Here is a 26,299-nt window from a genome sequence, read left to right as displayed (position 1 = left end):
TTACCATCATATATTTGACTGCTTTATAAAAAACATTTGACTTAGAGTATACTCTAACAAATACAATCTAACCATACTAAATTAATTTGAACTTAGGGGGATTTTATATGAAATATACTGTTATTACTGGTGCTAGTTCCGGAATTGGCTATGAAGCAGCTTTAGCCTTTGCATCTCGCGGAAAAAATGTAATACTTGTAGCTCGAAGACAAGAAGAATTAGACGGATTAAAATTAAAAATTAACGAAATGCATCCAGATTTGGATGTTGTCATTCGAAGAACTGATTTATCCGTCACTGAAAATGTTTATAAACTTTATGAAAGCCTACAAACTTTTCAAATTGAAACGTGGATTAACAACGCAGGTTTTGGAAATTTCGCCTCAATTGCCGAACAAAATTTAAATAAAATAGAAACGATGTTGCATGTAAATATAGAAGCACTAACAATACTCTCTTCCCTTTTCGTTCGAGATTATTCAATGGTTGATGGAACACAGCTTATTAACGTTTCATCGGGCGGTGGATATACGATTGTGGCTGATGCTGTTACGTATTGCGCTACAAAATTCTATGTAAGTGCATTTACAGAAGGATTATCTCACGAACTGAAAGAACAAGGTGCAAAATTAAAAGCAAAAGTTTTAGCTCCTGCTGCAACTGAAACAGAGTTCGCAAAACGCTCATTTGATATTGATGAATTCCAATACGATAATGTTGTACCAAAATTCCACACTGCAAAACAAATGGCACAATTTATGCTCGACCTTTATGATAGCGATAAAGTTGTAGGACTTGTCGATGGTTCTACTTATAACTATGAGCTTAAAAATCCCATTTTTAATTTTGCAGTGAGACAAACGAATTCAAATTCTTAACAACATCTCTTTCCTTACTAAAATATAGATACCCACTATTTCTTAAATAATAGTGGGCCTTTTTTCTCTCTAAAAATTTCACCCAACATACCGTATCATCGCCACCTCATCACAATAATCAACTTTTGGACAATGTCTACAATCAATCCACACTTTTTCTGGTAATGCTTCTCTATTCACAAAATCAAACCCGCACTTTTGAAAAAATTCCGTTTCATATGTTAAAGAGATTACCCTGTTCACTTTTATCTTTGCCGCCTCATTCATTACATGATTCACTAACTTACGTCCTATCCCTTTTCCTGCATATGTATGCGAAACTACTAACGATCGTACTTCTGCAAGATCCTCTCCTAATACGTGTAAACCAGCAACTCCAATAACATTCTCTTCTTCTTTCATGACATATAAACATTGTAAATATTGATAAAGAGACAAGAGAGAACGTGGCAAAACAACTCCCTCTTTCGCGTACACTTCAATTAAGTTATAAATCTCTTTCACATCACTTGTAACTGCATTACAAATTTTCATATTATATCCCCTTACCCAGCACATTAATATTTATAAAAACAAATGAATATTAATTCGTAATTTTATATAATAATACAATCCTCTTTTCTCCTCGTCAATTATTTTTCTGAATTTTACACAAACAAGAACCAAGCACTCTATTTCGTGCTTGGTTCTTCATTTCGTATCGGTAATACCGTCGAATATTTAATTTCGCGAAGTGCTAAACTCGTCTGTATCCGTGTAATACCAAGCTTATTCAGCTTTCTAATAAAATGCTCCAGTTCCTTACGATCACGATTCGCAACTTTTAATAAATAATCATACTCTCCTGTTAAACAGTGACATTCTAACACTTCAGGCATAGATTCTAATTCTCGTTCTAACACTTCAAGCTTTTCATACTGATGAATATTCGTGCTCATAAAAATAAAGCAAAGTAAATCAAAACCTAGCTTTTCTTGGTTTAAAATTGCGACTTGCTTATCAATAAATCCTTCCCCATCTAATCTTTTTATTCGTGCATGCATCGCAGCTGGTGATAAATTAACGCGGCGTGCAAGTTCCGCATTACTTACTTGCGACTCCTTTTGCAGTATATCTAAAATTTGTATATCCAAATCATCTAACACCTTAATAACAGATGACTCCATCAAAATTCCCCCTTTTTTCTTACCGACGATTATTCGAAGAAACATCTCATAACTTATATAAAACTGAATGTTTTTCTGTAAATAAGATTTCTAACGAAACATTTTATCGAGTTTTTATCATTATACAAAAGAATATATTAGATAATAAAGAAAAATGCTAAAATTATTTACAGTTCATTCTTATTTCAACAAAGGGGTTTTTAGTGTGCCTTATTTTTATGTCTTTTTACTATTATTAACAAGCTTATTATGGGGAGGGAATTTCGTCGTTGGGAAATCACTCGTCGATCATGCGTCTCCAATGACACTGACAAGTTTAAGATGGATAATTGCGATCATTTGTTTATTACCAATGGTATGGTTTAAAGAGAAGAAAATCATTCCACCACGCTCTGCAATACTTCCGTTAATACTTATGGGAATTTCAGGAGTCGTTCTTTTTAACATTTTTCAATTTTTAGCACTAGAAAAAACATCCGCAACGAATGTAGGTCTTATTTCTACATTGAACGCTATTTCGATTGCATTATTTTCTGTGTTATTTCTAAAAGAAAAAGTAAATACACTTCAAATTCTTTCTATGATTCTTTCATTTTCCGGGGTCATCCTTGTTCTTTTGAAAGGAAATTTCGCTCTTTTATTTTCACTACATTTTAATAGCGGCGATTTATGGATGATTGCAGCAGTTTGTATTTGGGGCATTTATTCTGTTTGTAGTAAATGGGCGACAAAAACAGTTACACCACTAATGGCGACGTTATATTCTGGCATTTTTGGCGTCATTTTATTGCTTCCATTTAACATAGGTAGCTTCACTGTTTCCAATATTAATTCTTCCTTCATAACATCACTTTTATATACAGGATTGATTTCAACGGTCCTTTGTATGGTATTTTGGAACATTGGTGTACAGAAATTAGGAGCTACTGCATCGGGCATTTTTCTAAATTTCAATCCAATTTTTACAGCTATTTTAGCATTTATTTTCCTTGGAGAAAAACTAACATGGATTCAAATTTTCGGGACAATTATCGTCGTGACAGGATGTTATTTATTTTCTCATTTTAAAACCGTTGCTTCGCAGCCAACTGGAGCTTTAGTGCGAAAGCATTCTTAATGAAAAACATCGCCACCAAAGTGGCGATGTTTTTATTTACCTTTCATTTCTTTCACATACTTCTTTTCTTCTTCTGGCGATAAACGTTCTGTTGCCTTTCCAGTATCACCACCTTGAATTTCCCACAAAAAGTTATGCTCCTCAACCGTTTGTGAAAAATCCCCTTTCTCCCAGCGCTCCAAAGTAGCAAGTAACTTTGATTTATTTTTAAAATTTGTACTGCTTTCTACTGCTTCCTTCGCACTACGAATTTCCTTATTTGTCATTTCAATAAATCCCCATTTTTCAGAGGATTTCACTTTTTGATGTACCATCCTATGCATGGTAGAAATAATTTCATCTTCACTAGCTTGTTGCTTCTCTTCCTTTTCTTTCTTCCCTTGTTGCCCCGTTACATTTTGTGCTTTCAGACTCTTCTCCTCTTTTTCTATATAATTAAGAAGTTTCGTAACACCGAATACAGCTCCTATCGCAATTACAATCATTGTAATTGTCCCTATAATCCATTTTTTCATATTATGTATTCCCCATTCCCCTAATAATCACATAAACAAATGGAATCGCCTGCGCACAGCCGATTCCATTTGTTTCCTTATTCCATTTTAAACCTTCATCGCTTCTCGCACAATATAACTATCCACATATTGCTTAAATTTTATGATTTTTCCATTTTCAAGCTGCCATATATGAACAAATTCTGCTTCAAACAATTTTCCCGTTTCTTTATAAACTCCTGAATAAACACCTTCAGCAATAATTACATCTTTTCCGTTTACTTCATGATACGTATTTACACTCGCTTTATAATCATCCCATTCTGATCCTAAACGACTAAATACATTTTCCATTATAGCCTCTGTACCTATATACGTTCCGCCGTACGGGAAACCTTTTGCCTCTGTCCATTCTACTTTTTCAGAGAGGGCTTCTGCTAAATGTTTTGCATTCGAAGAAGCTGATCCTTCATACGTGCCTTGAATAATTTCTAAATTTGATTTAAGCATAGTACTTCCTCCCTCGTTTATTTATTTTTTACACAAGATGTAACTGGATTAGTTACATCTTGTGTAAAAAAATATTCAAATTATTTTATTCTTAATCCAGTTATTGTAACTATTATAGTTACAATAACTCTTTAAGTCAACAATTTATAAATAAAATTTACTTCGTTTTCATTACTTTCTCTTTTAAGAAACGATCTACATATCCTTCTGCTTTTACAACGAATAAGTACGCACCCATTGATAATAACGCAAGATCTAATTCATACCCTGGATTCTTTCCATCTCCTAATAATCCTGCTGCTCCATTTACCTTTACGATAGCTCCAGCTAAAATAAGAGCGAATAACAATCCTACATATCGTACACCTAAACCGATAATTAATAATATACCACCGACTAATTCAACAGTTGCTACGCCATACGCAAGACCACCTGGTAAACCGATGCTTGTAAACCATCCTGCTACGTTATCTATACCTGATTGAAACTTTGCTAAACCGTGTGCAAAGAACGTAACTCCTAACACGATACGAATAATTAAATTCCCAATATGTTGATTCATTTTGAACTCTCCTTTTTGTTTTGTTATGGTGAACATTTATTCACAAGACAAAACAATACGGTATTTCTTTTCATTCGTCAAATGCTTTTTTTAAAGAAAACAAAAAACATTATCCGTTTTACGAATAATGTCTTTTACAAAATAGCGCTAATTCAAGCTTTTACTCTATCATACAGAAAAAATTGAAACTTTTTTCCAGCATCAATATACGGCAATAAAGACACGTCCTCTTCTACAACCATTCCAACAACATTCACTTTCCCATCTTCAGGCAAACCACTTATAACAATTTGCATTTCTCCAGCATATCTACCGTACAATTCATTATCAATTGTAATGCTGCCTTTCTTTCTTGACATTGTATTCATCGGTTGTAATACAACTTTATTTTCTTCACGCGATTCTACAGAGCGAATGACATCACGAGCTGGATCAAGCCGGTTCGTATGCACTCGTTCTAACAGTTGTATAGTGTCGCTATCATTTATAAATGATTGATATCGCACTGGAATAATCCCATTACTCGCAATTGCGATTTCTTGTACACTTTCTATGCTCCCGCTTATATCCCCAATTAGCACTTTATCGACGTCACACTCTTGCACAAGTTCTAAATACGCTTCAAGCGGCCGCATATAGCGGTGTTTTTCTAACGTCGGTAACCCTTCATATAACGGACCACGTTTTTCACCATCTCCCGGAATAAATGCCATCGTTTTTATTCCGCACTCATGTAAATACTTATTTTGTTTTTGTAAAAATGACTTTGCTAGTCCTGTTTCTGGACGCGGATAAAAATTATGCCACGCTTCTACACGATCTACTCGTATATTTTCCGTAAGTAACTCTTTCCAAAATGATTCTGTAATCGTACTCGCATTTAAAGCTACTTTCATCTTATGGGATACGCGTGCAATTTCTTTCGGCGTGATGCCATAATCCATTCGTAAACCAGTAATACCCCACTCTACTAACTCTTCCACATTTTCATACGATATTCCTAAATGATGTAACGATTTCGGAGAGACATCAACCATTAACTCCATTTCATTTTCGAGAGCTTGTTTCCCAAGTATTTGAATTAACTCTTTATACGTATTTGGATCATCTTCTGGAATATGAAGTGATGTGAAAATAGATGAAAATCCGTTTTCCTTCGCTACTTTCAACCACTCTTCTTGTTTCTCTACTCTCTCTTTTGAAAGATAAATTGAAACTCCTATCATATAAATCTCCCTCTCTATTAATAGAAAAAGAGAAAGGAATCCCCTTTCTCTTTTTCTATATATTTTCTGCCATTTCTTCTTTAAAGCCGAAGAAGTACGTAAAGATGAAACCGAAAGTATATGCAACTACTAATCCAAGGAAATATAATAAATATTTATTATCAGCAATTAACGGAATTAATGATAATCCTGATACACCGATTCCGAGTGCTGCTGTTTTCATGACTGCTTGGAATGCACCACCAACAGCGGCTCCTAGACAAGCAGTAAGAAACGGTTTCCCAAGTGGTAATGTAACCCCGTATAATAATGGTTCGCCAATTCCTAAAAAACCAACTGGTAATGCACCTTTAATTACATTACGAAGTCGTTTGTTTTTTGTTTTCACAAAAATCGCAATCGCTGCTCCTACTTGCCCAGCACCCGCCATTGCCAATACTGGTAATAAAGGCGTTACGTGCGTTTGATTAATAAATTCCATATGAATCGGTGTTAAACCGTGATGCAATCCGACCATAACGAGAGGTAAAAATGTTCCGGCAAGCACAGCTCCAGCAAACGCTCCGCCAATATTTAAAATCGCATTAATTCCGCTTGTAATTCCTTCAGATAAGAAACCAGCAACTGGCTGAATTGCTAACATCGTTACTATGCTTACAACTAATACAGTAATAAGTGGTGTTACGATAATATCCACTGCATTTGGCACTGCTTTTCGAACTTGTCTTTCCACTACAACCATAAGCCATGCTGCAAAAATAACTGCAAACAATCCGCCCCGGCCAGGTACCATTGCTTCACCAAATAATTTCACATTCGCCATCGCTGGGTTGAAAATTAAAATACCTGCAATTGCCCCAAGAACTGGTGTCCCGCCAAATTCTTTCGCTGTATTCCAGCCGACTAAAATCCCTAAAAATGTAAAGATACCGCCGCCAATGAGTAGTAACATTTGTAGCCATGTAGCATTCGGATCAGCACCGGCATTTTTCGCAAAGTTAGCAACTCCGTTTATAATTCCTGACGCAACAAGACCCGGAATTAATGGAATGAAAATACTTCCTATTTTTCTTAAAAAGTTTTTCACTGGTGTATTATTTTTCTTCTTAATTTCTGACTTCATCTCTTGCCCAAGATCTTCAAGGTGATGATCTGCCACCTCACCAATTCGCAGTCCCGTTAACCCTTCCATTTCAGCTGCTACTTTATTTACTGTCCCTGGTCCAACAACAACTTGAAGCGTCTCATCTTCAATAACGCCCATAACCCCTTCAACCTTTTTCAAAAGGTCCATATTCACTTTACTTCCATCATGAAGCGTTAATCGCAGTCTCGTCATACAATGAGCAATACCGCGAATATTTTTTACTCCCCCAAGTTGCTCTGAAATCTCTTTGGCCATTCTCTCTTCTTTCTTCATAATAGAATCCCCCTCCCTATTATTTTATAGTGCCTTCTTCACAAACCCTTTCGCTTCTTTTAATTTCTCCAGTGCTTCCCCATACTCACACCGCAATAACACCATAACAATCGCAGCTTTCACATTACGTTCTGCTTTTTCATAACACTCTGCCGCTACTTCATAACTAACTCCTGTTGCTGCCACAATAATTCGTTTTGATCGTTCTACTAACTTTTCATTCGTAGATTGAACATCTACCATTAAGTTTTTATATACTTTTCCTACACCAATCATTGACGCTGTTGAAATCATATTAAGTACTAATTTTTGCGCTGTTCCAGCCTTCAAACGCGTTGAGCCTGTTAAAATTTCTGCGCCTGTTTCTACTTCCACATTTAGTTTTGCATATTTACTTATTTCAGCATTTTTATTACAAGAAATACTCGCCGTACTAGCTCCCACACTATGTGCGTATTTCAATCCGCCAATTACGTAAGGGGTTCTACCACTTGCGGCAATACCAATCACTGTATCTTTCTCGTTTAATCCAATACTTTTCAAATCTTCTTCTGCTAACTCTTCGCGATCTTCGGCACCTTCTACCGCCTTAGTAAACGCTTTCAATCCACCTGCTATAAATCCTTGCACCATTTTATCATCCGTTCCAAATGTCGGTGGACATTCAACCGCATCTAAAATACCTAAACGGCCACTCGTACCAGCCCCAATATAAATTAATCGGCCCTCTTTTTCAAAAGATTTAATAACAGTCTGTACTACCTTTTCAATTTGTTCTATCTCTTTTTCAACTGCTAACGCAACCGTTCGATCTTCTTCATTCATACTTTGTAACACTTCTTTTATACTCATCTCATCTAGATTCGTCGTTTTCTCATTACGGTGTTCTGTCGATAAATTTTCTAACATATTGCCACCCTCTTTGAAATTATATTTCACACTTTTATTATAACTTTAAGAAACTAAAAATCAATAACTCTTTCTTATTTTATGAAATAAAATTTCACAACATGACATATTTGTGTCAAAGATAATAAAGTGAAACTTTAATCAGTGGGGGTTTTGTTCATCCCCCACTGATTATTAGCTGAACCAATCGGGCGTTTACGGGCAGTTGATCCCCCACCTAACTTTCTTTGCTTCCGCTGAATTTTGAGGGGGGTCTTACTGCCCGTTAATGCGGGATAAAAAAAGATGAGTCTCCTCACCTTTTCTCCTACTTTAACTTCCGTAATCGCACTGCTTCTTCTCTTGTCTCCATAAATTGATCCAGCACTTTATTGCCAATTCGATTGAAAGTAATCACATATAAAGCATCAATCATATTCAATTGCGTCATTCTCGAAGCAATACTCGCAATACGATGATCTTGTTCTACATCAGGCATACAAAGGCGAATGTCCGCTTCTTTATATAAAGGTGATGATTGATCAAGTTTCGTAATTCCGATAACAGTTGCACCTTGTCTCTTCGCATATTGTGCCATTTCGAGCACATCTTTCGTCCGCCCAGAAGTTGAAATCGCAACAAATATATCGCCTTCTTTTAAATTCGTCACAAGCGGTAACATCATATGAAAATCAGATAGCATCATCGCTGTAAATCCGAGCCTTGTAAATTTATAAGCCCCATCCATCGCCGGAGTAGCTGATCCGCCTACTCCGTAAAATATAATTTTATCTGCATTTACAATACGATCTGCAGCTTTCTCAAGTTCCTTTTTATCTATCGCAGTAACGCTCGCCTCAATTGCAGCTTTATTCACATATGTAACTTTATTAAACAAATCGTACGGTCCATCTTCCGTATTCATCACTGAAAAATCATTAATATTATAATCAGCAATCGTTAATTCACGAACGAGCGCGATTTTAAATGCTTTAAAGCTCCCAATCCCAATCGACTTACAAAAGCGAACAACACTTGCCTCACTTGCGCCTGCATTCGTTGACACTTCTTTCGTCGTTAAGTTCGGAACAATCTCTGCATTCTCCATTATGTACATGGCAACCTTCTTTTCAGCTGGTGAAAATTGATCCATATTACTTTCAATTTTAAATAGTAATGTTGAAGCTTTCACTATTTAACCTCCACTTCTTACGGTTGCGTATATTCTCTAATATCATTTGTATCATATAGATAAAAAGCATCATTACCAGGTGGATGGTGAACGATTACAGTTCGATCCCCTTTTTTATATGACGTTATTTCACCTTCAGATCGCTGTTTTTCCCATCCATGTATCCAAATTGCAAGGTCAGGCACAAAAGCAGTGTACTTATAGTCTTTCAAGTTTTCGTCTTCTACATAGGAAGAAAAAATAGAAACTGGAAAATCTTTCACTTTTGACTCTTTCCATGCAGTAAATGGTATACATAGTGCAATAAGTATGATTACACCTATAACTTTCCCCTTTGTAATCTTCACACTTCCCCCTCCTTGTCATATCACATACATAGATTTTACCATAATTCCAAACCTTTCATGCCACATGACCATTGCCTTTTGCAATAAAAAAAGAGCTTACCTACGTCAGATAAGCCCTTCCTCTCTATACAAAATACTTCTTCAAAAGCGGCGGCGTAATAATTGTTGTTAATATAACAACAATTACAATCGCTGTGAAATTTTCTTTCGCTAATAAATTCGCCGCAAGTCCATTCGCTGCGATGATAAGCGCCACTTCTCCGCGCGAAACCATTCCCGCACCAATACTAATAGAAGATTGAAGATTGAATCCTGTCAGTCTTGCGCCTAAACCTGATCCGATTAACTTTGTGAATATCGCAATAAGCGTCATGATGATAATGAACCAAAGCTGGCTTCCGATACCTTGAAATGTAATTTCCATTCCAATACTTACGAAGAACACCGGTACAAATATCGCATAAGCAATCGGTTCAATTTTATGTTCCACTTCATGCTTATACTCTGTTTGAGAAATGGCAATTCCGGCTGCAAATGCTCCAATAATACCTGCAATGCCCATCATTTCACTGTAATACGAAAATGAGAAACAAATAATAAGAGCTGCACTAATTAATGCTTCTGTTACGCGAAGTGGTACGAGCATTTTCATAATCCATGGAACAACTTTCCAAGAGATGAAAACGATACTTACAAAAAAGATAATTTTCTTTGCAATGACAAGCGTTACATTTACATCTTGTGTACCTAAAAAGCTCATCACAAATGCTAATAAAATAACAACAATTACATCATCAAATACAGCTGCCCCTAAAATTGTCGTACTTTCTCTCGTATTCATTTTTCCTAAATCTCTTAGTGTTTGAACAGAAATACTAACCGAAGTGGCACAAAGTAATAACCCTAAAAAGATAGCATGCGACTGTAACATTCCAAACGCAAGTCCTGCTAAATACCCACCAAGGAATGGAAAAATAATTCCTCCCATCGCTACTGCGAATGCAGATTTCAAATTCCGATTTAACTCTTCTAAATCTGTTTCAAGCCCTGCCATAAACATAAGTAGTAAAACACCAATTTCACTCAGCTCATCGATAAGTTCTGAACTATTAATAATACCGAGTACAGCAGGACCGATAATAATACCAACAATTAATTTACCAAGTACAGAAGGCTGGCCGAGTCTCACACTAATATCACCAGCTAATTTCGTACAAAGTAAAATGACGACAAGTTCAAAATAAAATAACATAGCATCTTCTCCTACTTTATAAAGTGAAACTTTAATGAATGGTTTTATCACTCCGTTAACCCTCGTCTATTTCTGCAAGTAGTTTCCCCTATTCATTCGCATTTTATTTGTCACATTTTTATTTGACAAAATATTCTGAATTATAATAAGATTAATCCAGAAATTTTAAAAAAACTACATACCATAACTGTATCTTCATTCACTTACATACTCTTTTCCAATAGGCTCGTACTATATTCGCAGTTATGGAGATGAAAACTAAAGGAGGAGAGTTCAAAGTGAAGTCATTATTACGAAAAAAAGCACTTAGTACTGAATCACCAAGGCAGCTAGATCGAACATTAACGGCACTCGATTTAACGTTTTTAGGAATCGGCGCCGTAATTGGGACAGGGATTTTTGTATTAACAGGTATCGTAGCGGCAAAACATTCTGGCCCTGGTATTATGCTATCATTCCTTATTGCTGCATTTACTTGTGCTTGTGTAGCCTTTTGTTATGCCGAATTCGCTTCTTCTATACCAGTCTCAGGCAGTGTTTACACTTATGCATACATGACTGTCGGAGAAGTTGTCGCCTTTATCGTTGGTTGGTGTTTAATGCTCGAATATTTACTCGCTGTTGCAGCGGTAGCTGTTGGCTGGTCTGGATACTTACAATCATTGCTTCAAGGGTTCAATATACACCTTCCCACCATTATTTCCTCGGCCCCTGGTACAGGAAGAGGTGGTCTCATTGATTTACCCGCTGTTTGTATTTTACTTCTCATTACTGGTCTTTTAAGTTTTGGTATACGCGAAAGCGCACGCATTAATAATATTATGGTCCTTATAAAATTAGCAGTTATTATCGCCTTTATCGTAGCAGGCGCAAAATATGTAAAACCTGAAAATTGGACACCGTTCATTCCATTCGGGTACGACGGTATTATTACTGGCGCTGCCACTGTCTTCTTCGCCTTTTTAGGTTTTGATGCAATTGCAACCGCGGCAGAAGAAACGAAAAAACCGCAGCGCGACTTACCAATTGGCATTATCGGTTCCCTTCTTATTTGTACAGTTTTATACATGATCGTATCTTTCGTTTTAACAGGCATGGTTCCTTACACGCAATTAGACGTTTCTGATCCAGTTGCATTTGCACTACATTTCGTTGGTGAAGATACTATTGCGGGGCTACTTGCAGTTGGTGCGATGACAGGAATGACAACCGTTCTTTTAGTCGTTATGTATGGACAAGTTCGTGTTTCTTATGCAATGAGCCGAGACGGCTTACTCCCAAAAGCTTTATCACGCGTAAATAAAAAAGTAAAAATCCCTTTATTAAACACATGGATTACTGGAGTATTTGCAGCTCTATTAGCAGGACTTTTAGACTTACATTTACTAGCTAATTTAGTAAACATCGGTACGTTAACAGCCTTCACCTTCGTTTGCTTTGCTGTACTTATTTTACGGAAAACTCATCCTGATTTAAAACGTGGATTCCGCGCACCACTCGTACCTGTACTACCAGTTGTCGCTATTCTTTGTTGTTTATATTTAATGATTAATTTGTCTAAAACGACATGGATCAGCTTTACAGTCTGGCTTATAATCGGTTTATGCGTCTATTTCTTCTACTCTAGAAAACATAGTCATCTAGCTAATGAAAAAACAAATGATGAGACGAAAGAAGCATAACAAAATAGCTCGCCGATAAAACGGCGAGCTATTTTCATGTTTTATTATGTTTTTTCGTTAACGATTGTAAATTGAAAAATATGCCGCTGCCCACATAGGCTTCAACCTTTGCATACTTATCCCCTTACTTCGTCTCCTTCTTTTTCTTTCTCCACGCGTTTACACTATCAAAGAAAAAGTTAATAAATAACGTGCCTAAACCCGCTAATAAGAAAGTCATTAAAAATAGAACCCAAATACTTTTATCTTTTAATAAATAATATCCTACAAGGAGCACAACCGCGATCCATACATATTCAAGAATTCTTTTTAGCTTTTTCTCTTCCAAATTATTCGCTCCCTTTTCTATACTACTTTTAGTATAACAAAAAAGAAGCCCATCATGATAAGCTTCTTTTTCTTATACCTTATTTGTTGATGCTTTTTTCAACAAGTGAAATAGCGTGCTCTAATGTACGATTCATTGATTCCACATACTCATCTTTTACATTTTTATCTTTTAACACAGATTCTGCAACTGTGATTTTTTGGCTTAATGATTTAACAGAACCGTCTGTTACATTTCCATCTTGCGCTTTCTTTACTAAAGCCTTTGCAGATTCAATATTCACTTGTAATTTTTCTTTCGGTGTTTTTGGCTGTTCTTCTGCTACCTTTGATTGGACAAATGTTTGGTTTGCTGTTTTTAATTCATTATACGTTTGAACAATTTGTTCTCCTGTACTTGCTATATTCTCAAACACTTTCTTTGCATTGTCATAGCTTCTTTGTAATTCGTTAAAAGCTGCTTGTGAATACTGACCTGGCTTTTCACCAAATTCATAAGTACCAGCTAACACTTCTTTCACTTTTCCACTCTCTTCATATAACGCATTTACTTGCTCTAATTTTGTACGATTAGAAAACTCGTTATATGCTGCTAATACTTCTGAAGAACTTAATGCTTTACTATATAATTTTGCTAACGCAATTTGTCCATTTAACGGAATGCCACCATTTCCATTGCTATCAGGATCAGCACCAAATGCAAATGGTACGTTCGGGTGATACACTTTCCCTTGAGCTGGCTGGCTATTTACTTTTTTACCATCTACATAAATTGCTACTTCACTTCCGTTATACGTTCCTGTTAAATGATACGTTTTGTTCGCTTCTAATTGAACGCCAACACGTTTATAACTTCCGCCAATATGAGCCCATAATTCTACATATCCACTTCCTGTAGACTCAAAACCAATTCCACCGCTCTCTGTATTTTGCAAAATACCTTGTCCGCGAATTTCATTCATTGAAAATACAGTTTCTAACGTAAATGAATTTGCTACTTTTTCTTTTTGTGCTACTGAGAATGGAAGGTACCCAAATGTATTTGCTTTTCCATTTAATTTCATTGCATTTGTTTTCAAAGCTTTATCATATTCAATAGATACATCGCCTTTCACATCACCTTTCGTTCCAAACGGTGAGTTATCTTTAAATGTACCATCTAAAAAATTCACATCAAAAACGTCTGCCTTTGGTACTTTCACATTCGGATCAATATTATCTTTTTTCGTTGTGATTTCTGCAGTTAACGGTTGCGCACTTTCATTGCCAAACGAATCAATTGCAACTACTTCAAGTGTATATGTTTTCCCGCCATCTAATCCAGCAAGCGTAAATGTAAGCTCTTTCGGCACTGGATCACGATAAAACTCAGAGAACGCTAATAGCTTATTTTTAATCTCACCTGTTTGTTTATCCTTTGCTTGCAAGCGATAAGAATGAACAAGAAGGTTGTCCAACGCTTGCGGGAATGTTACTGTTGCCGCATTTTCTGTTACATTTGATACAGCAAGCTTTGCATCCTTAGCAAAGTAAGGCTTTTCTTTATCACGATCTTCTACATGTGTAAATGTGTCTTTCTTTGCTGGTAATTTAATTTTCCAAGGCTCGCCTGTCCAAGAATTTGTATGGAAATCACGGCGATTAATTGTTACTTCTTTATCATCTACTTCTACTAATAAACCTTGGCTTAATGTACTAGCTCCTGGCGGGATATTTCCTTGTACTTTACCACCTTCAACCTCCATATAACTTACTGAAGATGTGCCAACTGATGTAAAGTCTTTTTGGTGAATCGATCTTGGATCATCTAACGGATAATGCGAATGCCCTGAAAACGTAATAACCTGTGGGTATTGTTTTAATACCTCATTAATTTTCGCACTATCTTTCGTTCCCCACTCTTGACTACCGTATACTGTATCTTTGATATGTTGATGTAAAAATACGAAAATCGGTTTTTCTGGATCATCTTTTTGTGCCTTTGCCATTTCTTCTTTTAACCAATTAATTTGCTTGTCCGAATAATAGCCATGCGTTGTTCCATCTTCCGGTGACATTACGATAAAGTGATACCCTTTTACTACATTATGATAATAAATTGATTCCATTCCTGTCTTTTCTAAAAAACGCTTCTGCGCTCCCTCTACAGATAAGCCGTTCCAATAATCATGATTACCTAGAGAATTCATTCGTACCGCATCTTTACTTGCATTTTCGTTATACACTTGCATGAAACGATCATATTGCTTTACTGAACCCGAATCAGTAAAATCACCTACAATGACAAACGCGTCTTGCTTTGGTGCAAGCGTATTAAATTGTTCAATCGCTCTTTTCCAGCGGAACGTATCATCTGTTCCACTATCTTTAATATGTACATCACTTACCACCGGGAAAACAATTTTCTTCTCACTTGGTGCCTTTTCTTGTTTTTTCTCTTCCGCTTTGACTGGTGTATTCCACGGCAATGATACAAAAGCTAATACAAAAACCATCAATAATCCAATAAGGCCTTTTACTTTTAGTAAAGCAGTTCTTTCCACGTGAATCCTCCTCATATAATGAATTAATTACAATGGTTATTGTATCGAACGCATATTAACTTCGTTTAAACTAAGAATGAAATTTATTTATTTTTTGTAAATATACAGTCAATTTTGTGTGACATCCCACATTACTTGTATTATCTTATACAACCACCTTTTGTCTTACAGACTCTCATAACTTATTACGAGCTGTAAGCCTATTAAACATGTTTCGTGAAATTTTTCGCCACTTTATTAACACAACCTATCGCTTTACAACATTTAATAGTAATAAATAGTAGCTATGAAGGGAGGAACTATTAATGGCTTGTAAAAAAAATATCGGCTGCTATGCCCCTTTATCTATCATCTGTCCTCCCTATAATCCGCCTAATCCACCAGAACCACCAGGCTGTGAATTAGTTATGAATGAATTTGCCGGTAATTTTTTCATAACCAATGAAATTCCACTACCTCCCAAAGAGAATCCAAATCCATTCCGTACATTACCACTTTGGGAAGATGATGGCGTGCTTAAAATATCCGGTACGATTTCTATATATAATAGTACTAGTAGTACAGGAGAAGTCACTGTTCAAATTGTCGGCCAAGTTACAAATACCTTTACTGTTTATCCTGGCAACACGATGTCGTACACAGGGAAATCATTGCAGTCCGTTACAATCATTAATATTCCAAATAACCCAACTCAATATATAGAGGGAAAATATTGTTGCCAATTCTCATTTTGCTTATAAAATTCTTTACCACCCTAACTTACAAACTATACAAAAAAGCATACCATTACGGTATGCTTTTCCTTACGAAATCGGATAACGTACTGTAAGGCATAATTGCCCTTGGCTCGTTGCCGTCCCTGTTGTTACAATTTGAATTGTAGTAAAATACCTTACTGTAAACGATCCACTACTTTGTGGTTGTACAGTAATTGTATTAACTACTGTCGCTCCTACTAGAAAGTTTACTGTAACTGGATTTACACCTACATCATATTTTACATATCCAGATGCGTACAAGTCTTGCGTAATATTATTCGTATATACCGTTTCAGTGACCGCACCAGTAGCAGCCCAATCTATACACACCTGATCTTGAACAAGTGTTTTACTGGAACAGCATGATAAGTTAGCATTGCACATCTTAGTCCTCTCCTTTTCTATTATGAAAGTGGATAACGTGTTGTTATACAAAACTCTCCTTGATATGTTCCAGCTGTTCCAGCAGGTAAAGTTACTTCAATTGTCTGGAAACGACGGTACGTAAAAGCTATACTCGTTCCAGGATTTAATGTTTGTGTATCAAGTGTAGCTCCTGTTGCATCCAAAACTGTCAGCGTGATTGGACCTGGCCCGACGTCATACCTAACAAACCCTGTTCCAATCATATTTTGATTAATATTGTTGTTATACAGCACATTTGTAATTGCAGTAGCAACTACAGTTCCTGACCATGGACTACACACTTTATCTTGTACAAAATTTTTATCTGGACAACAAGTTAACGCTGCCCCTGAGCATTCACAAGCCATAGAAATTTCCCCTCTCTCTTACTTATTCCTTATATGTGTATGTCCTTAAGAGTCCTTTGCCTGTATTATTCATCTATATTCACCAAAAATTATGCGCCTTTATCTTTAAATAGATTCCGTTTTGTCCCTCTTTTTCATATATTTACAGATTAAGATACAAGCCACAATTACAAGGACAACTACTAATATAGGTAACATGTACTCCCCAACAATAGCCCCTGCTTTTGCCCAATGCGGACCTAATTTCATTCCAAAATAAATATACAAAGTCGTTAACGGGAACATTGCTACAAATGTATATATGCTAAATTTCCATATATTCATTTTCGCCATACCACATGGAACGGAAATAAGTGTTCGAACTCCCGGGATGAAGCGTCCTAAAAATGCTACAACCGGCCCATATTTCTCAAAGAAATCATCTGCTTTTTGAATTTGTTCTTCCTTAATAAAGAAGTATTTCCCGTATTTTATTAACAGAGGACGACCACCGTAATAACCGAGTGCATATAACGTTAATGGTCCTGTCGTTCCTCCAATTGTTCCAGCTAATACAGCAAGCCAAAAATTCATATCACCCTCGTATACCCAATACCCAACAAGAGGCAAAACTACCTCTGCTGGAATAAATTCAAAAGTTAAAGCCAACACAACTCCAAAATAAGAAAACTGCTTTAAATACTCGATTATATCTAAAATCATTTGCTCCATACTTTTAGCTCCTATCCTACATTTACATTATGCTTTTCTTGCAATTGTACTGGCGCCATCTTTACAATTCGGTTCAAAATGAATAAAACAATTCCAATATCATCTAAAATACCGATAAACGGTAAGAAGTCTGGAATTAAATCGAGTGGCATAGCAACGTAACCAACTAAAAAAGCAATAGATAAGATTTTCTTCTTTATTGAAACCTCTTTTGAAGTGAAAAAGTCAAATAAAAATGGAACAAATCGGCGAACATGAAATACAACTCTTAATCTACTTATAAGTTTTTTCATTTTTATATCTCCTCTCTTTGTATACAAAAAGGACCCTACCAAATATGGTAAGGGTCCTAAAAAGACAGAAGGGGGCCTTTACCATTGCTGGTAAAGGTCTCACTAACAACGAAACGTTGCCAATAAAGCCGAGGGTTTCTCCCTGTAATGACGACTTTATTGTAATAAGTTACTCCCCTTTATATACACAATTTTATACAATCACATTAAAATATTTGGAGAGGCTTGTCAATATTTTTTTCATTCGCCATTCAGATTATTACATTATAAAAGTCTCTCTCCCATGTTCTCTATTGAAATAAATTGGAGTGTATAACCATCTGGATCATGAAATATTATTCTAACTTCTTCACCGCGGCGCTCTTCTATAAATGATATTTGATAAAACGCTAACTTTTTCTTTAACCGCTCGATATTTGTAGTTTTTAACAATAGTTCCTTCACTGATGATGTAACAGTTTCTCGATACTCTCCCAGTCCCCTGTTTACAACAAAACAAATTCTCGTGGAACCAATATCATACCACACACCTGTTACACGTATTTGTGGCCTCTCCTTGCTCGGTTTAAACCCTAGAATTCCTTCATAAAAATATAATGTTTCCTTTAAGTTTTTAGATTCTAATACAATACATGTTGTAACACTTTCCATCCGCACTCCCCCTGCCCCTTTTAGTTTTCTATATGAGTCATAATTTGTAATTATGTACGAATACAATACGTAGTGATGAATGTTTCATTTATAAAGGAGGCGTGTAACATGGATAAATTTATGAAATCCTACATACCTTTTCATGGCCCAAACGATCCTTGCCCTCCAATTGAAAAGAAATATTACTCAACTCCCCCACACCTATTTATGGGCTTTCAACCACCTAACTTACCTCAATTCCCACCAAAAGAAGCTTTAAGAAAAGGAACTCTATGGCCTGCTTTTTATGATTTTTATGAAAATCCTTACAAAAAAGGACGGTGAATAAAAACGTGACACAAACATTGCCTGATGAATATTACAAATGGATTGAAGAACTACAAGAACTAGACTTTGTATTAGTTGAACTTACCCTCTATTTAGATACGCATCCCGACGATACTGCAGCTATAAATCAATTCAACGATTTCTCCTATAAACGAAGAGTATTACAACAAAAAATTGAAGAAAAATACGGGCCACTTCAGCAGTTCGGAAATAGTTATTCTAACGCTCCATGGCAATGGAGCCAAGGACCGTGGCCATGGCAAATATAAAATGAAACTTTAATCAAGTGGAGTTTACGGGCAGCAAATAGCGGGATAAAGGAGAGAAACTATGTGGATTTATGAAAAAAAATTACAATATCCAGTTAAAGTGAGTACTTGTAATCCAGCTCTTGCAAAATTATTAGTTGAACAATATGGTGGTGCGGACGGCGAACTAGCTGCTGCCCTTCGTTACTTAAATCAACGTTATACAATTCCAGACAAAGTCGTTGGCTTACTAACCGATATTGGTACAGAAGAGTTCGCACATTTAGAAATGATTGCTACAATGATTTATAAATTAACAAAAGATGCAACACCTGAACAAATGAAAGCTGCTGGATTAGATGCACAATATGCTAATCATGATAGTGCGTTGTTTTATCATAATGCTGGTGGTGTTCCCTTTACTGCTACTTACATTCAAGCAAAAGGAGACCCTATTGCAGATTTATATGAGGATATTGCAGCTGAAGAAAAAGCCCGAGCGACTTATCAATGGCTAATTGATTTATCAGACGATCCCGATATAAATGATAGCTTACGCTTTTTACGCGAACGAGAAATTGTCCATTCACAACGTTTCCGCGAAGCCGTTGAAATTTTAAAAGAAGAACGCGATCGAAAGATTTATTTTTAATACACGTATCCTAGCGATATGTGTTTTTTTACGTTATAAGTTAAATCCTTCCTAATTAACATATAAATAGTATATTTATTCAATTTAATGCATTATTTTTTAATATTTTTAAAATTCCCTATTGCTTTCTAGTCATCAGACCTTTAAAATAATAACAGTTACTCGACAAATTATTTGAATTTTCGACAAAAATACTCATTAGGAGGATTTTCTTTATATGCGTACAACTTTAAAACCAGCGCAAATACTTTCGATTAGTTTATTACTATTCGCAGTTTTCTTCGGTGCTGGTAATATGATTTTCCCGCCCCTTCTTGGTCTTTCTTCCGGAGAAAATATGTGGATTTCCATTACAGGATTTATTATTACAGACGTCGGTTTATCTTTACTTGCTATCGTCGCTGTTGCCCTTGCCGGTGGTAGTTTTAATACTTTAGCAAGCCGTGTTCATCCAAAATTCGCAGCAGTATTCGCTATCATTATTTATCTTTCAATCGGCCCACTATTTGTTATTCCACGAACTGGAACTGTATCTTACGAAATTGGAATCGCACCACTCTTCCCGGACCAATGGTATTCTATGTTAGTCTTTAGTGCTATTTTCTTTACAGTCGTCTACTTCTTATCATTAAATCCATCCAAATTAGTAGATCATATCGGAAAAATATTAACGCCAATTTTACTTGGAATTATTGCAATTATGGCAACAAAAGCAATTCTTTCACCAGGATCATTCACAGAACCTATCGGTGACTATAAAGAAATTCCATTTTTCAAAGGATTTCTTGAAGGCTTTTTAACATTAGATGCAATCGGAGCTCTCGTATTATCAACAATTGTTGTAAATGCAATTCGCCAAAACGGTATACAAGAGAAAAAATCGATTGCGAAATATACAATTATTTGCGGAAGCATTGCAGCCCTATTCTTAACGATCGTTTACTTCTTACTCGGTTATATCGGTGCTTCAAACGGAAACTTAGGACAATTCGAAAACGGTGGTCAGCTATTAGCTACTGTTATGTATCAATTCTTTGGGACAAGCGGTAACATTTTATTAAGCATCGCGATTATAGCTGCTTGTTTAACAACAGCAATCGGTGTTGTAAGTGCATTCGCAAACTATTTCACAACAGTCCTAACAAATGTATCGTACAAAAAACTTGTTTTATATGTTTGTTTATTTAGCTTCGTTATTTCAAACTTAGGATTAAGTTTATTAATCAAAATTACATTACCCGTATTAATTATTTTATATCCAATTACAATCATTTTAATTTTCGTATCCTTTATTGATAAATATACGAAACGTAAACCTTCTGTCTATATCGGAGCGATGATTGCGGCATTCCTTATTAGCTGTATTCATGCACTTGATAATGTGGGAATGATACCACGTTTTATCGCTAATATCGTACACGCAATTCCTTTTTATGAATTAGGTATTGGTTGGATTGTTCCAGCAATAATTGGTGGTATAGTCGGATACTTTATTCCGCAAACAGAAACTGAAGGTGAAGTTTCTACAAAATAAAGAAGAAGCAAGCATTGATTATGCTTGCTTCTTTTCTATTTTCACATCGTATGTTTAAACGTAAACAACTCTTCTTTTGACTGCACAGCAAATTGTTCCTCTTCTACATTTGTCTTCTTGATCTCTCCACCTAACCTTACTTTCATCATCGCTTCTTCTATACTTTTCACAATCATATTCCCTGAAAAAATGGTAAGTCCGAAAAATGTAATTGGAACAAGAGGAATCCATGGATGCACTGTTAAGGATCTAAAGTACACTCCTATTAAACCGGACCATTCATGCGTGTAAGAATCTATTTCTTTTATCCCTATCGGTCCACCAAACTGGACCGTCCCACCAAAAAACACCTCAAGTAGCCCTAAATGAAGTAAAATTGTAAGAGTTTGAGTAAATTGTTGAAGAAATACGAGTATAAACGTCATATAGAGATGCGGAAAAATATGTTTTATAACTATGTGTCTTCTTGATCCGCCTAATATGCGGGCAGCATCAATAAATTCTTCCGTCTGTAATTTACGAACTTCCTTCGCAACATACAGTGCAATAACTGGCATCACAAGCATTACAAGTAATACAACTTGAAACGAAGCCCTTTCAAAAAAAGTTGTTGTTTCCTCTCCACTTCCAAATAGATTCACAGATTGAAGAAAGAAATACGCAATCATAACTGTCGGAATAACTGTGAAACTATCAAAAAAAGCCTCAATCTTAGAAAACCCTCTTTTTACATACGTTCCGAGTACAACACCGAAAAACACACCTATTACCATTCTAAGTGCTGCAATTAAAATAGATATACCAATCGTCCACTTCGCGCCTTCAATGACTAAATGTAAAAGGTCATATCCTTTCCGATCTGTCCCGAGTAAAAATTGTAATGAAGGTGAAAACGGTGGTACTTCTGGATTTCCAGCCGCATCATATTGCAATGTAACTTTTTTAATCTGTCCATCATTCCATATCGTATTTCCGATGCTCAAAAGAACTAATATGAGAAGAAACCCAATGCTTATCCAAAATCTTTTATCACGTTTTATATACGTCCACATATTATAGCCTCTCCTTCATCGCAGCTGGAATGAGATAATGAAACAATTTAAATAAAATAAAAATTGGAATATAAATAAGCAGTACACTAACGATGAAAACCTCAACCCTAATACCCTCATACGATTTCAAAAACATAAAAATACCACCCGTATTAAAAATCCATTCTATAATATATAAATTAGATAACATAAAAAAGATATTCGTTTTCGCAAAGAAAAGTGTACTAAGCAACACATTTCGTAATACATGACGATTTAAAATATGAAAGCGATTCAGCCCTTTCGCCTTAGCAAATAGTACATAATCTTTTTCTAGCTCATTTTCAAAACGAAGCACTAACATTTTTACAAACAGAATCGTAGTCGGTATACTCAAACAAAATATTGGTAATCCTCTAATCGACTCGCCCCCAATTGCCGCAATTTGAAAAGGTAAAAAACCTGTTTGTTTAAAAAACCATATAACTAAAATTTGTGATCCTAAAATAAGAAGAATGTCTGGAATGGATTCTAGGAAGATGAGAAATGATTTAATGCGATGTTGTATACGCGGTGAACTACTCATAATCACATAAACAATACAAAATGCTACAAATAATGAAATGAAAAAAGCAGCTAAAAATATAACAATCGTTTCTTTATAATGGACAAACAACTGTGGAAATAAAAATTTATCTCCCACATATTTAAAATTGGAGATGTCCATTAAATTCACAAATATTTCTTTTAAACTCTTTATGTACGTTGATGCACGCAGCTCAAATCCATAAAATAACTTCGGCAGTGCCCCTAAACAAATAATACCCAAAATCGAAATAATAAATTGAATCGTCACTTCCATCCCATTCAGAAAAACTTTTTTGACCACGTTTTCCCTTCTCTCTATATGTAATTTACCCTCTAATTTTATTCTTAATTTTCCGAATTGTAAATATTCATAAAATAAAAAATCACTAGGTTATGATCCTAGTGATTCTTTATGCGCATGCCCTTCTCTTTTCGCAAACGGCATATACAAAATAAAACATCCCATAAGCGCTGCAATTTCTAATGAAATAATATAGTAAGGATGCGGCCCTAACATATCGAGCAATGAAGCTGTTTCTGGCTTACGAGCTAAAAACATATAATTACCGCCCGTTTTGTAATTCACAAACGAAACAATTGGAATCAATATGTTTAAAAATATCATCGTGCGTTTAATAGATTGTAATGTCGGACGATATCCTTCCACCCATGTCATAAAGAGTGGTGCCCAAATGAGTAATACATGTGCAATGAAGAATTCTATAAAGCGAAAATGTGGAAAAGCATATTGCACGTTTGGCGTTAAAATGGCTTGTGATGCACCAATAATTCCTGTAAAAAACACAATCTCATATAATCGGTAACTTTTCGTTACAATCATAATCGATGCTAACAATAAACTAATCGTACATAACTCAAATGGTAATGAGGTGCCTAGCTCAAAAATCCCGGCTTTCCATTCCCACATATGAAGTCCAATCTCACTTCCTATAAATAGAAATGCAATTGCATATCGAACCGTTATATTCCACTCACTTTGACGTAATGAATCTTGATATTGATATAGAAAGAATATCCCTACCAACATAATAAATAATATAATGGCATGTTGCCTTGAGTACGGAATAAATGGCTTTAATGGTTGCGCACTAAAATAAGCTTCCATCTTCTCTCCTCCTCTCCTTCATATAATATTATTGTAAGAAAGAAACAACGAGTCAATTCATTTGCTTAAACTAGGACAACCTCTACCTTACATTTAGATATTCATACCTTACAAAACTGTAAGGTTATTGTAAGCTAAAACGATTTGTCAGATTCTTCACCTCTTTTATACTTAATGTAGATACTAAAACGAACGAAAAGGTGATAAATAGATGAAGAAGAAAAATAAAGTGTTAATTACTAGTGTAGTAGCAATTGGAATTGCAGCTGGATCATACTTTGCATTTGCTGGAGGCAGTTCAGAAGTAGCAATGGCATATAGCGGTTATAAAGTTACGGAAAAACAAATTGAAAACGCACAAAAATTTGGTGGCGAAGTTATTCCAAACGGAATTGAAACTATTTCATTCGATCCAACAAAAGGAACATATGAATTAGCTGTTAAAAAAGGCGATGAAGTGAAAAAAGGTCAGCTTCTGTTTAAATACAATGACCCTACTGCTAAACAAGGTGTAACAGAAGCAGAAATGCAAAAGAAAATCGCACAAAAAGAAGTAACATTGTTCCAAAAACAAATTGATGCAGCGAAACAAAAATTACAAAAAGATAAAAATGCAGGCCTTCCTGCTGAAGCATTAAAAGCATCAGAAGTTGAAGTTGGGCAATTAGAATCACAAATTGAAATGAAAAAGTTTGAAGTTGAAAAAGCTGATGAAATGATTAAAGCAGCAAAAGAGAAAGTAAACAATCTTTCTGTAACAAGTCCTGCTGATGGCGTAATTGATGATATCGTAAAAACTGCTGACGAAAAAACAGGTATGAGCGGAATTACTCTTCGTCACGCTGGTCAATTTAAAGTAAAAGGTCAACTTTCTGAATATGAGCTTGCTAGTATGAAAGTTGGGCAAGAAGTAACTGTTTCATCAAAAACTGTCGCTGGTAAGACTTGGACAGGAAAAGTAACGGAAATCGGTTCTACACCATTAAAGAGCATGGATGAAAATAAAACAGTTTCTAATTACCAATTCACTGTCACATTGGATAATAGTGAAGAATTACAAAACGGCTTCCACGTTTACGTAACAAGTAAATCAGGCGAAGCAACTGGTACGATTGTTCCGAAAAGCAGCATCGTGAAAAAAGGTGACAAAAATGTTGTCTTCGTTGTAAAAGATGGTAAAGCGAAAGAACAAGCGGTTACTGTTGAATTTGAAACAGATAGCGAAGCAAAAGTTTCTGGAGTGAAAAACGGAGAGCAAATTATCTCTAAACCTGAAAAAGACTTAAAAGATGGTATGGAGGTTGTCGTGGAATGATTAACTTAAAAGGCATCACGAAATCCTTCCAAAATGGTGCAGAATCCGTTCAAATTTTACACGGAATTGACGTAACACTGAACCAAGGAGAATTCACTTCTATTATGGGACCATCTGGTTCTGGTAAATCAACATTAATGAACATTATCGGTTGCTTAGATAAACCAACGACAGGTGCGTATGAACTAGCTGGTCAAAATATTTCAAACATGTCTGAGACAGAACTTGCACGCGTTCGTAATAAAGAGATCGGGTTCGTATTCCAAAACTTTATGTTATTACCGAGACTTACAGCACTTCAAAATGTTGAATTGCCTCTTATTTACGCTGGAGTTGATAAAAAAGAAAGACGCGAGCGCTCATTAGCTGCTTTAACAAAAGTAGGTTTAGCTGATCGTGCTACTCACTTACCGAACGAATTATCAGGTGGACAAAAACAGCGTGTCGCAGTCGCACGTGCAATCGTAAATAATCCAAAGTTCATTTTAGCCGATGAACCGACGGGGGCACTTGATACGAAAACGAGTACACAAATTATGGACCTCTTTTACGAATTAAACAAACAAGGCTCCACAATCATTATGATTACCCATGACCGTGAAATCGGGGAAGCTGCAGCACGTCAAATTGTAATTCGTGACGGAAATATCGTCCAAGATTGGAGAGGTTAATTTTGAACACGAGTGAA

General features: G+C 35.8%; 31 protein-coding genes. 10 read left to right on the top strand and 21 right to left on the bottom strand.

The window, feature by feature from the left end; all coding sequences use genetic code 11:
- The first annotated feature begins 107 nt into the window (after positions 1 to 107).
- On the top strand, positions 108 to 878 hold the full coding sequence (locus tag LUS72_RS04270) for an SDR family NAD(P)-dependent oxidoreductase (RefSeq protein WP_097831261.1): 771 nt from the start codon (positions 108 to 110) through the stop codon (positions 876 to 878).
- 78 nt (positions 879 to 956) lie between these two features.
- Here LUS72_RS04270 and LUS72_RS04265 read toward each other — a convergent pair whose 3' ends face one another.
- The gene (locus tag LUS72_RS04265; RefSeq protein ID WP_097831262.1) at positions 957 to 1,412 is read right to left on the bottom strand and encodes an N-acetyltransferase; all 456 of its coding nucleotides are present in this window, start codon (positions 1,410 to 1,412) and stop codon (positions 957 to 959) included.
- A gap of 137 nt (positions 1,413 to 1,549) precedes the next feature.
- Positions 1,550 to 2,044: an Lrp/AsnC family transcriptional regulator gene (locus LUS72_RS04260; protein ID WP_002170527.1), complete on the bottom strand. Its 495-nt coding sequence runs from the start codon at positions 2,042 to 2,044 to the stop codon at positions 1,550 to 1,552.
- Between the two features lie 205 nt (positions 2,045 to 2,249).
- Here LUS72_RS04260 and LUS72_RS04255 point away from each other — a divergent pair, with 205 nt between their 5' ends.
- A complete protein-coding gene (locus tag LUS72_RS04255) occupies positions 2,250 to 3,161 on the top strand; it encodes a DMT family transporter (protein ID WP_097831263.1) in 912 nt (303 codons plus the stop codon).
- Between the two features lie 32 nt (positions 3,162 to 3,193).
- Here the strand turns inward: LUS72_RS04255 and LUS72_RS04250 are convergent, their stop codons facing one another.
- The 9 genes from LUS72_RS04250 to LUS72_RS04210 all read right to left on the bottom strand — a co-directional run bounded on the left by LUS72_RS04250 (position 3,194) and on the right by LUS72_RS04210 (position 11,052).
- Positions 3,194 to 3,676: a PRK06770 family protein gene (locus tag LUS72_RS04250; RefSeq protein ID WP_097831264.1), complete on the bottom strand. Its 483-nt coding sequence runs from the start codon at positions 3,674 to 3,676 to the stop codon at positions 3,194 to 3,196.
- A gap of 87 nt (positions 3,677 to 3,763) precedes the next feature.
- Positions 3,764 to 4,165 (bottom strand): nuclear transport factor 2 family protein, encoded by a 402-nt coding sequence (locus LUS72_RS04245; RefSeq protein ID WP_097831265.1) that lies wholly within the window; start codon positions 4,163 to 4,165, stop codon positions 3,764 to 3,766.
- A 157-nt stretch (positions 4,166 to 4,322) separates the two neighbouring features.
- Complete coding sequence (locus LUS72_RS04240) at positions 4,323 to 4,727, bottom strand: DoxX family protein (RefSeq protein WP_001071547.1); 405 nt, start codon at positions 4,725 to 4,727, stop codon at positions 4,323 to 4,325.
- Positions 4,728 to 4,879: 152 nt separating this feature from the next.
- Entirely contained in the window at positions 4,880 to 5,953 is a 1,074-nt protein-coding gene (locus tag LUS72_RS04235; protein ID WP_264448617.1) for a DUF871 domain-containing protein, read from the bottom strand.
- A 55-nt stretch (positions 5,954 to 6,008) separates the two neighbouring features.
- Entirely contained in the window at positions 6,009 to 7,373 is a 1,365-nt protein-coding gene (locus tag LUS72_RS04230) for a PTS transporter subunit EIIC (protein WP_097831267.1), read from the bottom strand.
- A 24-nt stretch (positions 7,374 to 7,397) separates the two neighbouring features.
- Positions 7,398 to 8,282 carry an N-acetylmuramic acid 6-phosphate etherase gene (murQ, locus tag LUS72_RS04225; RefSeq protein WP_097831268.1) on the bottom strand — a complete coding sequence of 295 codons (885 nt, stop codon included), beginning with the start codon at positions 8,280 to 8,282 and terminating at the stop codon, positions 7,398 to 7,400.
- Between the two features lie 307 nt (positions 8,283 to 8,589).
- Complete coding sequence (locus tag LUS72_RS04220) at positions 8,590 to 9,453, bottom strand: MurR/RpiR family transcriptional regulator (protein WP_097831269.1); 864 nt, start codon at positions 9,451 to 9,453, stop codon at positions 8,590 to 8,592.
- 17 nt (positions 9,454 to 9,470) lie between these two features.
- Complete coding sequence (locus LUS72_RS04215) at positions 9,471 to 9,800, bottom strand: outer surface protein (protein WP_097831270.1); 330 nt, start codon at positions 9,798 to 9,800, stop codon at positions 9,471 to 9,473.
- A gap of 124 nt (positions 9,801 to 9,924) precedes the next feature.
- Positions 9,925 to 11,052, bottom strand: a complete 1,128-nt coding sequence (locus LUS72_RS04210) for a cation:proton antiporter (RefSeq protein WP_000899803.1) — start codon at positions 11,050 to 11,052, stop codon at positions 9,925 to 9,927.
- A 278-nt stretch (positions 11,053 to 11,330) separates the two neighbouring features.
- On the opposite strand from LUS72_RS04210, the gene LUS72_RS04205 reads away from it, so the two are divergent.
- Positions 11,331 to 12,734, top strand: a complete 1,404-nt coding sequence (locus LUS72_RS04205) for a branched-chain amino acid transporter BcaP (RefSeq protein ID WP_097831271.1) — start codon at positions 11,331 to 11,333, stop codon at positions 12,732 to 12,734.
- A gap of 124 nt (positions 12,735 to 12,858) precedes the next feature.
- Here LUS72_RS04205 and LUS72_RS04200 read toward each other — a convergent pair whose 3' ends face one another.
- The gene (locus LUS72_RS04200) at positions 12,859 to 13,062 is read right to left on the bottom strand and encodes a hypothetical protein (RefSeq protein ID WP_000391508.1); all 204 of its coding nucleotides are present in this window, start codon (positions 13,060 to 13,062) and stop codon (positions 12,859 to 12,861) included.
- Positions 13,063 to 13,141: 79 nt separating this feature from the next.
- The gene (locus LUS72_RS04195) at positions 13,142 to 15,604 is read right to left on the bottom strand and encodes a LamG-like jellyroll fold domain-containing protein (RefSeq protein WP_264448616.1); all 2,463 of its coding nucleotides are present in this window, start codon (positions 15,602 to 15,604) and stop codon (positions 13,142 to 13,144) included.
- 305 nt (positions 15,605 to 15,909) lie between these two features.
- On the opposite strand from LUS72_RS04195, the gene LUS72_RS04190 reads away from it, so the two are divergent.
- Positions 15,910 to 16,344 carry an S-Ena type endospore appendage gene (locus tag LUS72_RS04190; RefSeq protein WP_097831273.1) on the top strand — a complete coding sequence of 145 codons (435 nt, stop codon included), beginning with the start codon at positions 15,910 to 15,912 and terminating at the stop codon, positions 16,342 to 16,344.
- 63 nt (positions 16,345 to 16,407) lie between these two features.
- On the opposite strand, the gene LUS72_RS04185 is transcribed toward LUS72_RS04190, so the two are convergent.
- From LUS72_RS04185 to LUS72_RS04165, 5 genes are all read right to left on the bottom strand, one after another.
- Positions 16,408 to 16,746, bottom strand: coding sequence for a DUF3992 domain-containing protein (locus LUS72_RS04185; protein WP_097831274.1), 339 nt, complete (start codon positions 16,744 to 16,746; stop codon positions 16,408 to 16,410).
- Between the two features lie 20 nt (positions 16,747 to 16,766).
- Entirely contained in the window at positions 16,767 to 17,135 is a 369-nt protein-coding gene (locus LUS72_RS04180) for a DUF3992 domain-containing protein (protein ID WP_016093264.1), read from the bottom strand.
- A 105-nt stretch (positions 17,136 to 17,240) separates the two neighbouring features.
- The gene (locus LUS72_RS04175) at positions 17,241 to 17,846 is read right to left on the bottom strand and encodes a DedA family protein (RefSeq protein ID WP_097831275.1); all 606 of its coding nucleotides are present in this window, start codon (positions 17,844 to 17,846) and stop codon (positions 17,241 to 17,243) included.
- Positions 17,847 to 17,857: 11 nt separating this feature from the next.
- Positions 17,858 to 18,139: a YkvA family protein gene (locus LUS72_RS04170; protein WP_000733844.1), complete on the bottom strand. Its 282-nt coding sequence runs from the start codon at positions 18,137 to 18,139 to the stop codon at positions 17,858 to 17,860.
- A 264-nt stretch (positions 18,140 to 18,403) separates the two neighbouring features.
- Entirely contained in the window at positions 18,404 to 18,790 is a 387-nt protein-coding gene (locus LUS72_RS04165; RefSeq protein ID WP_097831276.1) for a VOC family protein, read from the bottom strand.
- A 108-nt stretch (positions 18,791 to 18,898) separates the two neighbouring features.
- Here LUS72_RS04165 and LUS72_RS04160 point away from each other — a divergent pair, with 108 nt between their 5' ends.
- From LUS72_RS04160 to brnQ2, 4 genes are all read left to right on the top strand, one after another.
- Positions 18,899 to 19,114 (top strand): spore coat associated protein CotJA, encoded by a 216-nt coding sequence (locus LUS72_RS04160; RefSeq protein ID WP_097831277.1) that lies wholly within the window; start codon positions 18,899 to 18,901, stop codon positions 19,112 to 19,114.
- 8 nt (positions 19,115 to 19,122) lie between these two features.
- Complete coding sequence (locus LUS72_RS04155; RefSeq protein WP_000194953.1) at positions 19,123 to 19,386, top strand: spore coat protein CotJB; 264 nt, start codon at positions 19,123 to 19,125, stop codon at positions 19,384 to 19,386.
- A gap of 61 nt (positions 19,387 to 19,447) precedes the next feature.
- On the top strand, positions 19,448 to 20,017 hold the full coding sequence (gene cotJC, locus LUS72_RS04150) for a spore coat protein CotJC (protein ID WP_002170510.1): 570 nt from the start codon (positions 19,448 to 19,450) through the stop codon (positions 20,015 to 20,017).
- Between the two features lie 217 nt (positions 20,018 to 20,234).
- Positions 20,235 to 21,551: a branched-chain amino acid transport system II carrier protein BrnQ2 gene (gene brnQ2 / locus LUS72_RS04145; RefSeq protein WP_097831278.1), complete on the top strand. Its 1,317-nt coding sequence runs from the start codon at positions 20,235 to 20,237 to the stop codon at positions 21,549 to 21,551.
- A gap of 41 nt (positions 21,552 to 21,592) precedes the next feature.
- Here brnQ2 and LUS72_RS04140 read toward each other — a convergent pair whose 3' ends face one another.
- The 3 genes from LUS72_RS04140 to LUS72_RS04130 all read right to left on the bottom strand — a co-directional run bounded on the left by LUS72_RS04140 (position 21,593) and on the right by LUS72_RS04130 (position 24,296).
- Positions 21,593 to 22,603 carry an ABC transporter permease gene (locus LUS72_RS04140; protein ID WP_097831279.1) on the bottom strand — a complete coding sequence of 337 codons (1,011 nt, stop codon included), beginning with the start codon at positions 22,601 to 22,603 and terminating at the stop codon, positions 21,593 to 21,595.
- 1 nt (position 22,604) lies between these two features.
- Positions 22,605 to 23,471: an ABC transporter permease subunit gene (locus tag LUS72_RS04135; RefSeq protein ID WP_141533574.1), complete on the bottom strand. Its 867-nt coding sequence runs from the start codon at positions 23,469 to 23,471 to the stop codon at positions 22,605 to 22,607.
- Positions 23,472 to 23,561: 90 nt separating this feature from the next.
- Complete coding sequence (locus LUS72_RS04130; protein ID WP_097831280.1) at positions 23,562 to 24,296, bottom strand: YwaF family protein; 735 nt, start codon at positions 24,294 to 24,296, stop codon at positions 23,562 to 23,564.
- 211 nt (positions 24,297 to 24,507) lie between these two features.
- Here LUS72_RS04130 and LUS72_RS04125 point away from each other — a divergent pair, with 211 nt between their 5' ends.
- Complete coding sequence (locus LUS72_RS04125; protein ID WP_097831281.1) at positions 24,508 to 25,611, top strand: efflux RND transporter periplasmic adaptor subunit; 1,104 nt, start codon at positions 24,508 to 24,510, stop codon at positions 25,609 to 25,611.
- Positions 25,608 to 26,282 carry an ABC transporter ATP-binding protein gene (locus LUS72_RS04120; protein ID WP_000609098.1) on the top strand — a complete coding sequence of 225 codons (675 nt, stop codon included), beginning with the start codon at positions 25,608 to 25,610 and terminating at the stop codon, positions 26,280 to 26,282. Before LUS72_RS04125 ends, LUS72_RS04120 begins: the two co-directional genes overlap by 4 nt.
- The last annotated feature ends 17 nt before the right edge of the window (positions 26,283 to 26,299 follow it).

This window comes from Bacillus cereus, assembly GCF_025917685.1.
GTDB classification, from domain to species: domain Bacteria; phylum Bacillota; class Bacilli; order Bacillales; family Bacillaceae_G; genus Bacillus_A; species Bacillus_A cereus_AT.
Note: the sequence above shows the minus strand (reverse complement) of the source record. Positions and strands in the feature narration are given on the sequence as shown.